The organism is Aeromonas sp. Y318-3 (assembly GCF_027706185.1).
Classification (GTDB): Bacteria; Pseudomonadota; Gammaproteobacteria; order Enterobacterales; family Aeromonadaceae; genus Aeromonas; species Aeromonas veronii.
The window spans coordinates 1-12,499 of the sequence record NZ_JAPDCN010000001.1 but is presented as its reverse complement, the minus strand read 5'-3'; the positions used below and the strand labels follow the sequence as shown (position 1 = coordinate 12,499).

The 12,499-nt window shown below is 58.8% G+C and carries 12 protein-coding genes and 1 tRNA gene; 11 read left to right on the top strand and 2 right to left on the bottom strand.

Annotation, left to right across the window (positions count from 1 at the left end):
- Positions 1-4: 4 nt before the first annotated feature.
- The 8 genes from OKB77_RS00065 to OKB77_RS00030 all read left to right on the top strand — a co-directional run bounded on the left by OKB77_RS00065 (position 5) and on the right by OKB77_RS00030 (position 6,681).
- Positions 5-304 carry a hypothetical protein gene (locus OKB77_RS00065; RefSeq protein ID WP_041205538.1) on the top strand — a complete coding sequence of 100 codons (300 nt, stop codon included), beginning with the start codon at positions 5-7 and terminating at the stop codon, positions 302-304.
- A 21-nt stretch (positions 305-325) separates the two neighbouring features.
- Positions 326-940, top strand: coding sequence for a 3'-5' exonuclease (locus tag OKB77_RS00060; protein ID WP_103857820.1), 615 nt, complete (start codon positions 326-328; stop codon positions 938-940).
- Positions 937-1,395 carry a single-stranded DNA-binding protein gene (gene ssb / locus OKB77_RS00055; protein ID WP_270816745.1) on the top strand — a complete coding sequence of 153 codons (459 nt, stop codon included), beginning with the start codon at positions 937-939 and terminating at the stop codon, positions 1,393-1,395. Before OKB77_RS00060 ends, ssb begins: the two co-directional genes overlap by 4 nt.
- Before the next feature lie 66 nt (positions 1,396-1,461).
- Positions 1,462-1,671 (top strand): excisionase family protein, encoded by a 210-nt coding sequence (xisR, locus tag OKB77_RS00050; RefSeq protein WP_033130544.1) that lies wholly within the window; start codon positions 1,462-1,464, stop codon positions 1,669-1,671.
- Positions 1,647-2,954, top strand: coding sequence for an Arm DNA-binding domain-containing protein (locus OKB77_RS00045; protein ID WP_128341967.1), 1,308 nt, complete (start codon positions 1,647-1,649; stop codon positions 2,952-2,954). The genes xisR and OKB77_RS00045 overlap by 25 nt, the downstream gene beginning before the upstream one ends.
- A 28-nt stretch (positions 2,955-2,982) precedes the next feature.
- Positions 2,983-4,650, top strand: a complete 1,668-nt coding sequence (ettA, locus tag OKB77_RS00040; RefSeq protein ID WP_033114096.1) for an energy-dependent translational throttle protein EttA — start codon at positions 2,983-2,985, stop codon at positions 4,648-4,650.
- A gap of 93 nt (positions 4,651-4,743) precedes the next feature.
- Positions 4,744-5,073 carry a hypothetical protein gene (locus tag OKB77_RS00035; protein ID WP_005343410.1) on the top strand — a complete coding sequence of 110 codons (330 nt, stop codon included), beginning with the start codon at positions 4,744-4,746 and terminating at the stop codon, positions 5,071-5,073.
- A gap of 264 nt (positions 5,074-5,337) precedes the next feature.
- Positions 5,338-6,681: an NCS2 family permease gene (locus OKB77_RS00030; RefSeq protein ID WP_005343409.1), complete on the top strand. Its 1,344-nt coding sequence runs from the start codon at positions 5,338-5,340 to the stop codon at positions 6,679-6,681.
- 316 nt (positions 6,682-6,997) lie between these two features.
- On the opposite strand, the gene gltX is transcribed toward OKB77_RS00030, so the two are convergent.
- Entirely contained in the window at positions 6,998-8,413 is a 1,416-nt protein-coding gene (gltX, locus tag OKB77_RS00025; RefSeq protein WP_265776139.1) for a glutamate--tRNA ligase, read from the bottom strand.
- A 274-nt stretch (positions 8,414-8,687) separates the two neighbouring features.
- On the opposite strand from gltX, the gene OKB77_RS00020 reads away from it, so the two are divergent.
- The 3 genes from OKB77_RS00020 (at position 8,688) to OKB77_RS00010 (ending at position 12,042) form a co-directional block, all read left to right on the top strand.
- Positions 8,688-10,790 carry a methyl-accepting chemotaxis protein gene (locus OKB77_RS00020; protein ID WP_265776140.1) on the top strand — a complete coding sequence of 701 codons (2,103 nt, stop codon included), beginning with the start codon at positions 8,688-8,690 and terminating at the stop codon, positions 10,788-10,790.
- A 99-nt stretch (positions 10,791-10,889) separates the two neighbouring features.
- Complete coding sequence (locus tag OKB77_RS00015) at positions 10,890-11,558, top strand: LysM-like peptidoglycan-binding domain-containing protein (protein ID WP_103250429.1); 669 nt, start codon at positions 10,890-10,892, stop codon at positions 11,556-11,558.
- A 274-nt stretch (positions 11,559-11,832) separates the two neighbouring features.
- Positions 11,833-12,042 (top strand): cold-shock protein, encoded by a 210-nt coding sequence (locus OKB77_RS00010; RefSeq protein ID WP_005338972.1) that lies wholly within the window; start codon positions 11,833-11,835, stop codon positions 12,040-12,042.
- 381 nt (positions 12,043-12,423) lie between these two features.
- Here OKB77_RS00010 and OKB77_RS00005 read toward each other — a convergent pair.
- Positions 12,424-12,499: transfer RNA gene (locus OKB77_RS00005), tRNA-Gly, on the bottom strand.

Genomic DNA, 12,499 nt, shown 5'->3' with positions numbered 1-12,499 from the left:
CGACATGAACGAAAGAATTCTCACCTGTGTGTATTGTGGCCACGAATATCCGCAGGATACCCCGGCACATGGCAGCCAAGTCCTGACCGATCACATCAAAGTGTGCAAGGCGCATCCGCTGCGAAAGGCCGAGGCTGACATTGCCTTGCTGCGCTCGGCGCTGGCTGGCTTGATCGGTGTTAACACCGAGGCCGAGTTGCGCCAGATGGAGGGGGTTATGCGATCCCTTCCTGCTCCTGATGCGGACAAGGCGGTATCAATCAACGCAATCCATGCCCTGCTTGCAACCATCACGAACAGCTGACCGTCCAGAGGAAATCACGACATGAACGATAAAGCCGAGCGGTATCAGGGCGACACCGTGGTATTCGATACCGAAACCCTGGCCATGGACAAGAAGGCGGTGGTGCTCACTCTCTCTGCCGTCCGCTTCAACAAGCACGATGCCGAGGTGGGGATCACCATCGACAATGGCCGCCTCTCCACCGAGGGCGAGAACGTCCTGCACCTCAAGCTGAATGTGACCGAGCAGTTGCTGGCGGGTCGCACCGTTGACCCGGGGACGGTGGCTTGGTGGAACAAGCAGGGTAAAGAGGCCCGTGACGGTATCATCAACGGCAGCAATACCCCGGTGCGGGAGGCGCTGATCCTGCTCTCCGATTTCATGAAGGGAGCACAGCCCTTTGCCCGCGGCACCGACTTTGATCCGCCGATTCTGGTCTCCCTGTTCGAGGACTTCAGCCTGCCGGTTCCATGGAAATACAACCAGGTGCGGGATGTACGGACCTACATCGATGCGCTATCTGGTGGCAGCAAGGGGTATCTGGATGAGTGGCAAAAGCCAGACTGGTTCGTCCCCCATCACTCACTTCATGACTGTATCCGGGATGCCGAACAGATGCAGCTGGCAGAAGGACAAGTGTCGCGGGGTAATGAATGAAAGGCATCAACAAAGTCATCCTGATCGGCAACCTGGGCCAGGATCCGGAAGTGCGCTACATACCCGGCGGGAAAGCTGTCACCAGCATCACCCTGGCTACCTCAGAAACATGGCGTGACAAGCAGACCGGCGAGGCCAAGGAGCGCACCGAGTGGCATCGTGTCGTGTTCATGGGAATGCTGGCTGAGGTGGCAGGGAAGCACCTGAAGAAGGGCTCCCAGGTCTACGTGGAGGGAAAACTGCGGACTCGCAAATGGCAGGATCAGAGCGGACAGGAACGCTACACCACCGAGGTGCTGGTCGACAGCTTCACCGGTGTGATGCAGATGTTGGGAGGGAATGGAGGAGGGAAACAGCAGGGAGCAAGCGGTCAGCCAAGGCCAACCCAACAACCGGCGCAGTCGCCGGCCTACACCGAACCACCCATCGATTATGACGACGATCTGCCGTTCTAGGCCAACGAAAGACAGTGGCCCCATGGGGCCGCTCTTCTCGCAGTGAGGCGTAAAGGAGACATGAATATGCATCAGAAAGTGGTTGTGATGGAACGCCCCAGTTGGGTTCTGCCTCGAGTTTTGGGGGAGATGTTCGGGTACACTGAGAAGGCCATCAGCGAGAAGCGGAAGAAGGGCCAGCTTATAGAGGGGGTCCACTACAAGTTGGCCCCGGATGGGAAGTATGTCTATCACTGGCGGAGATATGAGGATTGGCTGACCGGAACCAAGAACTGATCGACATCGTTGCGGTAACACCAGGTGTCGAACTACACGGCAAGAGCCTTCGCATCGACTTCCGCTTCCACGGCAAGCGATGCCGGGAAACGCTCAACATGCCGGCCACCAAAGCCAACATCAAGCATGCCTCCCGAAAACGGGAGGCCATCCTGCACGAGATTGCCATCGGGGTGTTCGACTACGCCAAGCACTTCCCAGACAGCAAGAATGCCCACCGGTTCGCTGGCACGACTGCAAGCCGTGACATTTCGCTAGGTGACCTAGTGGAGCACTACCTGAAGATCAAGGATGTGGACATCGGCGATAACGCCCGTGGTCGCTATCGCTCCATTCTGGGGATGATGGCCGCCGACCTGGACCACACCCGGATCGTCAGCACCTTCCGGACCGAAGACCTGCAACAATGGCGCCGGTACCTGATGACCGAGCCGCGGAACAGAACCAGCAAGCCCTTGGCTCCGAGATCGGTCAACTACTACATGATGGTCGCCGCTGGGCTGTTCAACTTCGCCAAGCAGAACGGCTACACCCACCAGGACCTTTCTTCAGTGCTGACCAAGGTGGAAGTGATCCGGGATAAACCAGACCCTTTTGATCAAGATGAGTTCCGGCGCCTGCAGGAAGCAGCTCGGCACGATATGGATGCGATGTGGATCCAGCTCGCATGCTGGACAGGCATGCGTACTGGGGAGCTCTGCTCCCTAGCATGGGAGGATGTTGACCTGGAGCGCGGGGAGCTCCAAATCCGCCGCAACATCACCCAGGCCCGCAACTTCAAGGTACCGAAGACCGGACATGAGCGAACCATTGTACTCCTGCCCCCTGCAATCGAGGCGCTGAAGCGCATGCGGCCAATGACAGCCATGCGCCAGTCCCATTACATCAAGAAGACGTTGAGGGACCGCCGGCAGGTCGACGAGAAGGTCACGTTTGTATTTAGTCCAGACGTCACCAGCAAGACGCCCGGGCTCAGTATCTGCTACACAGCCTTCACCTTGGGCGACAAATGGGACAGGTTGATAAAGAGGGCTGGCATTCGCCGCCGAACCCAATACCATATGCGCCATACATTTGCTTGCTGGATGCTAACCGCGGGCGCCAACCCTGAATGGGTTGCGTCATACCTGGGGCACGAGGACAGCACCATGGTGCGAACAGTCTATGGCAAATGGATCCCCGAGCAAGACCGCGACGAAGCGGACAGGGTTTGGGGCAGGCTTGGGGCCAGCTTTTCTGATTTGGCCCCAATACAGCCCCAAGATTTCACAGCAACACAATAACAACCTGTAAATTAAAGAGAATTAGCCAATGGCTCAATTTATTTACACCATGAACCGGGTCGGCAAGGTAGTGCCGCCCAAGCGTCATATTCTCAAGAACATCTCCTTGAGCTTCTTCCCGGGCGCCAAGATCGGCGTACTGGGTCTCAACGGTGCCGGTAAATCCACCCTGCTGCGCATCATGGCGGGCATCGATACCGAGATCGAAGGGGAAGCCCGCCCGCAACCCGGCATCAAGATCGGCTACCTGCCGCAGGAGCCGAAACTGGATCCGGAGCAGACCGTGCGCGAAGCGGTCGAAGAGGCGGTTGGCGACGTGAAGCGCGCCATGGCCCGTCTCGACGAGGTCTATGCCGCTTACGCCGATCCGGATGCGGATTTTGACAAGCTGGCCCGCGAACAGGGCGAGCTGGAAGCGATCATCCAGGCTCAGGGTGGTCACAACATGGAAAACCAGCTGGAGCGTGCGGCCGATGCCCTGCGCCTGCCGGCCTGGGATGCCAAGATCAAGCACCTCTCCGGTGGTGAGCGCCGCCGTGTGGCACTCTGCCGTCTGCTGCTGGAAAAGCCGGACATGCTGCTGCTGGACGAACCGACCAACCACCTGGATGCGGAATCCGTGGCCTGGCTGGAGCGCTTCCTGCACGACTACGAAGGCACTGTAGTGGCCATCACCCACGACCGTTACTTCCTCGACAACGTGGCAGGCTGGATCCTGGAGCTGGACCGCGGCGAAGGTATCCCGTGGGAAGGCAACTACTCCTCCTGGCTGGAGCAGAAGGACGCACGTCTGGCGCAGGAAGCAAGTTCCGAAGCGGCCCGTCGCAAGTCCATCGAGAAAGAGCTGGAGTGGGTTCGTCAAAACCCGAAAGGGCGTCAGGCCAAGTCCAAGGCCCGTATGGCTCGCTTCGAAGAGCTCAACACCAACGACTACCAGAAGCGCAACGAGACCAACGAGCTGTTCATTCCGCCCGGACCCCGCCTCGGCGACAAGGTGGTGGAAGTGGCCAACCTGCGCAAATCCTATGGTGATCGGGTGCTGATCGACGATCTGTCGTTTGCCATTCCGAAGGGTGCCATCGTCGGCATCATCGGCCCGAACGGTGCCGGTAAGTCGACCCTGTTCCGCATGATGTCGGGTCAGGAGCAGCCGGATTCCGGCGCCATTACCCTGGGTGAAACCGTGGTGCTGGCCTCTGTCGATCAGTTCCGCGACAGCATGGATGACAAGAAGACGGTATTCGAAGAGGTCGCTGACGGTCAGGATATCCTGCGCATCGGCAACTACGAGTTCCCGAGCCGCGCCTATATCGGCCGCTTCAACTTCAAGGGTTCCGACCAGCAGAAGCGGGTTGGCGAGCTCTCCGGTGGTGAACGTGGTCGTCTGCATCTGGCCAAGCTGCTGCAGACCGGCGGCAACGTGCTGCTGCTGGATGAACCGACCAACGATCTGGATATCGAAACCCTGCGCGCCCTCGAGAACGCCCTGCTGGAGTTCCCGGGTTGTGCCATGGTCATCTCCCACGACCGCTGGTTCCTCGACCGTATCGCCACTCACATCCTCGACTATCAGGATGAGGGCAAGATCGAGTTCTTCGAAGGTAACTTTACCGAATACGAAGAGTGGAAGAAGAAGACCTACGGCGCCGAGGCCATCCAGCCCCATCGCGCCAAGTACAAGCGTATCGCCAAGTAAGGCTGACTGCGTGTTGAGGGGAGCTTCGGCTCCCCTTTCTCTTGCCTTTTGACTTACAATCCTAGACGGATGCCTTTGCATGGATGTAGCACGATGACGACCCCCATAGAGAAAAAACTCACCATCCAGATCCGGGTTGAACCGGGTTGCCTCGGGCCGGATGGCAAGGAGCACATAGAGACCTTCTGTGCCGCTGCCGCCAAGATTTTTGCCGCCGTGGAGCCCGAACTGGTGAGCTGGGTGCTGATCCCCCGCTACGACAAGCAACTACCGGAGCAGGAGTTCTTTATCGAGGGGCGCAAGCTGACCGAAGAGCAGGCAAGCCTGTTTCTGCGCCGCTTCGGCCGTGAACTGGGTGAAGTGCAAGACCGGCTCGACTCGGTACTGGCCCAGCTGGTCGAGCGCTACTTCAAAACCCTGTAAGCCCCCAATTTTCGATAAAAGGTTCTCTGCTGAGAACCTTTTTTCATGCTCAAAAAGCAAACGTTTGAATTTTTACTCTATTCATTGATCTGCTTCGCAGATCCGGGGTTTGTAAACGGCGCCGCCTGTGTAAAAATGTGCGCGCTGTCACGGTATCAGGACGAGTCTGGTTACTTAACCGCCAGAAACAGGGCAATTTACCCCGCATGGATGGGATAGCCCGTTCCCCTGCTGCTTATTTCACGTCACCTATTGGAATCCAACATGAATCAACAACACCAAGCTGCCAATCAGGCCGCCGGGCAAGGATTGCTTGAGCGCCTGTTTGCCCTGCAAGGCCATGGCACTACCGCCCGCACCGAAGTGATTGCCGGTATCACCACCTTCCTGACCATGGTCTACATCGTGTTCGTCAACCCGCAGATCCTCTCTGCGGCGGGCATGGACACCCAGGCCGTGTTCGTCACCACCTGCCTCATCGCCGGTATCGGCAGCATCCTGATGGGCCTGTTGGCCAACCTGCCGATCGCCCTGGCCCCCGCCATGGGACTTAACGCCTTCTTCGCCTTCGTGGTCGTCGCCGGCATGGGTTACTCCTGGCAAGTGGGCATGGGCACCATCTTCTGGGGCGCCATGGGTCTGTTGATCCTCACCCTGCTGCGGGTGCGTTATTGGCTGATCGGCAACATTCCGCTCACCCTGCGGGTCGGCATCACCGCCGGTATCGGTCTGCTGATCGCCCTGCTCGGCCTGCACAACGCCGGGATCGTCGTGGCCAGCCCCGCGACTATGGTGACCGTAGGCAATCTCACCTCCCTGCCCTGCCTGCTGGGTCTGCTCGGTTTCTTCCTGATCTGCATCTTCTCCGCTCGCGGCGTCCACTCCGCCGTGCTGATCGCCATCGTGGTCACCACGGGTCTGGGCTGGCTGTTTGGCGATGTCACCTTCAAGGGCTTTGTCTCCATGCCCCCCAGCATCGAGCCGGTGTTCGGCCAGCTGGATCTGATGGGATCGCTCGATATCAGCCTCGCCGGGATCATCTTCTCCTTTATGCTGGTCAACCTGTTCGACTCCTCCGGCACCCTGATCGGCGTCACCAACCGCGCCAAGCTGGCCGATGACAAGGGCCACTTCCCGCGCATGAAACAGGCGCTGATGGTGGATAGCGTCAGCTCCGTCGGCGGAGCTTTCATGGGCACCTCCTCGGTTACCGCCTTTATCGAGAGCAGCTCCGGCGTCGCCGTCGGCGGCCGTACCGGTCTGACCGCCATCGTGGTCGGCCTGCTGTTCCTGCTGGCGATCTTCTTCTCTCCGGTCGCCGCCATGGTGCCGGCCTATGCCGCCGCTGGCGCCCTTATCTATGTGGGCGTGCTGATGTGCTCCGAGCTGACCCGGGTGAAGTGGGAAGATCTGACCGAAGCGGTACCGGCCTTTATGACCGCAGTGATGATGCCGTTCAGCTTCTCCATCACCGAGGGGATCGCCGTGGGCTTTATCTCCTACTGCGTGATGAAGGCAGGTACCGGCCGCTGGCGCGAAATCAACCCCTGCGTGCTGGTGGTGGCCCTGCTGTTCGTGCTCAAGTTCGTCTGGGTCGACAGCCACTAAGCGGCACTCTGTCCCAATAAAAATGCCAGTCAGCTGACTGGCATTTTTTTATCCAAAGTTTTTCGGCCTGTGCGCTGGCCATAAAAAAATCCGAAACCTGTGGTTTCGGATTTTTGCTATTCAGTATGTGGCAGAGCGGAATTATCCCCTCGCCTGCCATATCGGCAGCACTTACTCGGCAGCCATGCGGGCTTCGATGTAAGCCAGTGCGCGGTCAATACGCGCCAGTACACGCTCTTTACCGACCAGCGCCATCACGGCGTCGATGGCAGGGGATATTTACCCAGAGCGGTGATGACGACCGGCAACGTCAGGCTTACTCGGCAGCCATGCGGGCTTCGATGTAAGCCAGTGCGCGGTCGATACGCGCCAGTACGCGCTCTTTGCCGACCAGTGCCATCACGGCGTCGATGGCAGGGGATTGGCCCAGACCGGTGACGGCCACACGCAGCGGCATACCAACCTTGCCCATGCCCTGACCCAGCTCGGCAGCGGTCGCTTCAATCAGCTCGTGCAGCGCTTCGGTGGTCCAGCTATCCAGTGCAGCCAACTTGGTCTTGGCCAGAGCCAGCGGCTCGGCAGCCACGCCGCGCAGATGCTTCTTGGCAGCCGCTTCGTCGATCGCCTCAAAATCTTCGAACAGATAGCGACTCTGGGCAGCCATCTCAACCAGGGTATTGCAGCGCTCGGCCAGCAAGGTGACCACGTCGGCCAGCGCCGGGCCATTGCTGGTGTCGATCTTCTGGTATTCCATGTGCCATGCCAGATGCTTGGCCACATAGGTCGGATCCAGGTTGCGCATGTAGTGGTTGTTCAGCCACAGCAGCTTGTCGGTGTTGAAGGCAGAGGCGGACTTGGAGATGGCATCCAGGCTGAACAGCTTGATCATCTCGTCCAGGGTGAAGATCTCCTGATCGCCGTGGGACCAGCCCAGACGTACCAGATAGTTCAGCAGCGCTTCCGGCAGGTAGCCGTCGTCGCGGTACTGCATCACAGAAACGGCACCGTGGCGCTTGGAGAGCTTGGCGCCGTCGTCACCCAGGATCATGGAGACGTGGGCAAACTCCGGTACCGGCGCGTTCAGCGCCTTGTAGATGTTGATCTGGCGCGGGGTGTTGTTGATGTGGTCTTCGCCACGCACCACGTGGGTGATCTCCATATCCCAGTCATCGACCACTACGCAGAAGTTGTAGGTCGGCGCGCCGTCGGTACGGCGGATGATCAGATCGTCTAGCTCGGTGTTGGCGAACTCGATGCGGCCACGGACGTGGTCATCGAACACCACGGAACCTTCGGTCGGGTTGCGGAAGCGGATCACGTGCGGCGCATCGGCAGGGTGATCGTGGGCGTGGTCGCGGCACTTGCCGTCATAACGGGGCTTCTCGCCGTTGGCCATCTGGCCTTCACGCAGCGCTTCCAGACGCTCTTTGGAGCAGTAGCACTTGTAGGCGCGGCCATCGGCCAGCATCTCGTCGATCAGACCGTTGTAGCGATCGAAGCGCTTGGTCTGGTAGTAGGGGCCCTCATCCCAGTTCAGCTCCAGCCATTCCATGCCCTCAATGATGGCGTCGATCGCCTCCTGAGTGGAACGTTCCAGGTCGGTATCCTCAATACGCAGCACGAACTCACCGCCCTGGTTCTTTGCAAACAACCAGGAATAGAGTGCGGTACGGGCACCGCCGACATGCAAAAAGCCGGTCGGGCTGGGAGCAAAACGGGTTTTGACTTTCATCTTTAAGCCTTGTGTAGAGGGCCTTGGGCCAATTCGTTAGAAAAAACCGTCGCATTTTAGCACCGACAATCACGGATGGGAAAACCATGACGCCATTGCGGGCTAAAGTAGGGGATTAAATCTGTCGCCATTTGCATCTGTAGCCCGATATTTGAAGAGGATCGCAAAACAGAAGCCCCGTTTCCGATTTGCTATGCACAATGCTGGAGAGCTGCCTCCTCCGGTCGATACCCAAATAACGCTCACCACACTTCTCACGAACAAGGAAGAGACGATGCAGTTCCGTTCTATCCAGAATCGCATTCTAGTGATGGCCGGGATCGCCATGACCGCAGCCCTGGTCATCCTGATCCTGCTCAACCAATACTCCGGCCAACAGACCCAACAACTCACCATCAGCTCCAGCCGTGAAGCGCTGCAGCAGGAGGCATGGCAGAAGGTCAGCGCCAATGCCCGCGCCGAGGCGGCCACCATCACCCAACTGCTGCAAAAAGGGCTCTCCTACACCCAGCAGATGGCCAGCACCCTCGCCCTGCAACAGCAAGGCAAACTGCCGCTGGATCGCCAGCAGGCCACCGACCTGCTCAAGGCACAACTGGCGTTGGAGCCCCAGCTTTATGGCGCCTTCGCCGGCTTCGAGCCCAACGGTTTCGACGGTCAGGATGCCAGCTTTGCCGGTCAGACCGCGCTCGGTAGCGACAGCAAGGGGCGCTTCGTGCCCTACTTCTATCGCGACAAGGATCAAATCGGTACCGATCTGCTGCTCTCCATCGAAAAAACCGACCCGGACGAATTCGGCAATCCCGCCAACGACTACTACGCCTGCCCGAAACGGGAAGGACGCTCTTGCCTCATCGATCCCTTCAAGGTGGATATCAACGGTCAGCAGGTGCTGGTCAGCACCATCACCACCCCCATCATGGTGAATGGTCAGTTCAAGGGGATCGCCGCGCTGGATCTGGCGGTGGACTCCATCAGCCGTCAGGCCAAGAGCCTCAACAGCAACATCTATGACGGCAAGGGCGAAACCCTGATCGTCAGCGCCGCCGGTGTCATCACCGGCACCAGCGGCGATGCCAGCCTGCTCGGTAGCAGCGCAAGTAAGGTGCTGGGCAACCAGTGGCAGCAGTACCTGAAACCGGAAGTGCAGCGTCAGGAGCTGGACGAGTCATTCCGCATTTCCGTCCCCATCATGGTGCCGGGAATGAGCCGCAACTGGGCCATCATCGTCACCCTGCCCTACAAGGTGGTACTGGCGGGGGCCGATCAGCTGGAGAGCCAGCTCAATGAGATGAACCGGGCCGCGGTGACCAAGCAATTGGTGGGCGCCGTTATCGTACTGGTACTGGCGCTGGCCACCATGCTGGTGATTGCCCGCAGCATCACCGGCCCCATCCGTCAGATGGTCAGCCTGGTGGATGACATCGCCGATGGTGAAGGGGATCTCACCAAACGTCTCGCAACCCGCTCGGTGGATGAGCTGGGGGATCTCGCCAAGGGGATCAACCGCTTTATCGACAAGCTGCAAGGGTTGCTCGGGGATGTGCTCAAGACTGCCAGCGAGGTGAACCGCTACGCCGGTGACACCGATCGCATTGCCGGTCAGACCGACAACAATCTGCAGCATCATCAGGCGGAGATGGAGCAGATGCTGACCGCGGTACAGGAGATGTCCTACGTCAGTCAGGAGGTCGCCACCCACGCCAACAATACAGCCGACTCGGCCAAACAGGCGCAAAGCGCGGCGGATCAGGGCAAGGAGCGCTTCCAGCAGGTGATCCAGTCGATGCACAAGGTCGCGGCAGAAGCCGGTAAAGGGGCCGATGTGGTGGAAGGGCTGGCTCACGACAGCGCCCAGATCACCAGCATCCTCACCGTCATTCAGGGTATTGCAGATCAAACCAACCTGCTGGCCCTCAACGCCGCCATCGAGGCAGCCCGGGCTGGCGAACAGGGCCGCGGCTTTGCGGTAGTCGCCGACGAGGTGCGCAAACTGGCGGGCAATACCCAGCAAGCGGTGCAGAACACCCAGGAGCTGATCGAGAAGATCCGCCTCAGCTCCACCAATGCAGTCAACGCCATCACCCAGAGCCAGCAGCTGACCCATCAGGCGGTGGGCGAGGCGGATCTGGCGGAAGAGGCGCTCGGCAGCATCTACCAGGCCATCTCCACCATCAACGACATGACCTATCAGATCGCCTCCGCCGCCGAAGAGCAGAGCTCGGTCTCAGAAACCGTCTCCGGCAACCTGTCAAAAACCAACGCACTGGCCAACGACATTGCTCAGGATGCGACCGAAACGGCCAAAGCCAGTCAGGCATTGCGTCAGGCGGCCGACAAATTGCAGCAATTATTGGGTCAATTTCGTCTCAGCTGATAATTTTCCGCATCAGGACTCTCCCCCTCGGGGGCGAGTCCGTTTACCATAGGCGACGAATTTGCCTGATGGCAGGCAATGTAGTGAGAGGTAAATGCCGTGCCCACCCCGGACCGTCGCCCACGAGGCCATAACAGACGAGCCCAGCAGCGTCGCCAAGACGAATCACAAGGATCCCTGCTCCATCGCATCAATGCCGCGACCCTGTCCCTGCGCCAACGTTTTGGCCAAGGGATGAGCAACCTCGGCCAACGCCGCCAGGATGCCAAAGCAGGCAAATTCAAGCTGTCCAGCCCGCTGCCCCGCAAAAACACCATAGGTCTGCTGATCCTGATCCCGCTCTGGTTGCTGGTACTGGCCTGGGAGCCAGCACCATCCGCCCCCAAGGCAGCCCCTTCGGGCTCGCTGGAAGTGCCGCTGGCCGTACCTGCTCAAGCTCTAACTGTCGGTAATGGCGCGGCAGGCAGTGCGCCCGCGGCAGCCAAGCCGGTCGAAGAGAAGGTTAACGGCACCTGGCTGCAACACGATGTGCAGGCGGGTGAGACCCTCTACTCCATCTGGCGTAAATTCGAGTTGCCGGGTGCCGAGCTGAGCCGCCTGATCGCCATCGAGGGGCCGGATCGCCCCCTGACCCGCCTGCAATCGGGCCGCTCTATCTTCATCCTGGTGGACGACACCCGCCGCATCCAGCGGGTGGAGATCCGCTCCTACGGTCAGGCGGTTTACCGCTACGACCGGCAGGGCGAAGGGTTCGCCCTCAAGGAATAACAAAAACGGGAGGCGCTGGCTTCCCGTTTTTTTCAGTCAAATATTTTCAAATAAGCTACTGACTTCACAATATTTTTAGCTTGTTCAAAAAACGAAAGGGGTCAAATTGACAAGGATCGGCGCTAACGTACAATCGTTTGTGCTTTAGACAGGGATTGTTCTGCGTGCTACTGGGACAAAGAGACGTGGTCAGTCATGAGCCAACCCCTGCTTGCAAGGCAAATGCAGCCCAGCACGGGCTTAGTTTCATTTTGTTATTGATAGGATTTAGCACATGTCTGACATTCGCACCGGCCAGGTAAAATGGTTCAACGAAACCAAGGGTTTTGGCTTTATTGAACAATCCCAGGGTCCGGACGTATTCGTTCACTTCTCCTCCATCCAGAGCACCGGTTTCAAAACCCTGGCTGAAGGTCAAAAAGTCCAGTTCACTGTGACCCAGGGCAAAAAAGGCCCTCAGGCTGAGAACGTTACTCTGGTCTAAGCCCGCGCCAGTGAATCATGCAGGAGGAGCCAAGGCCCCTCCTCTTTTTTGCCCGCAATTCTCGCCTCCCACCACCTGTCACAACCGCTTGCCTCGTACAATCCGCACCATGAGCCCACATCCCCTTCCTGTTTGCAGGAGGTGGCAGAGACACGCTGAGTAAACGCCAGATACGACAAAGCATCGCAGCGCGATGTGAAGGGCAATTCAAAGGGATTATGAAAACTTCGAAGAGAGATTGGAGCGGGAAACGAGACTCGAACTCGCGACCCCAGCCTTGGCAAGCGCGGATCATGCTCTACCAACTGAATGTGGCTGCGATTGTATGGAGAAACTGAATTCGTGAGCTTGGGGGGAAAGATACTGAATTTGAAGAGAGATTGGAGCGGGAAACGAGACTCGAACTCGCGACCCCGACCTTGGCAAGGTCGTGCTCTACCAACTGAGCTATTCCCGC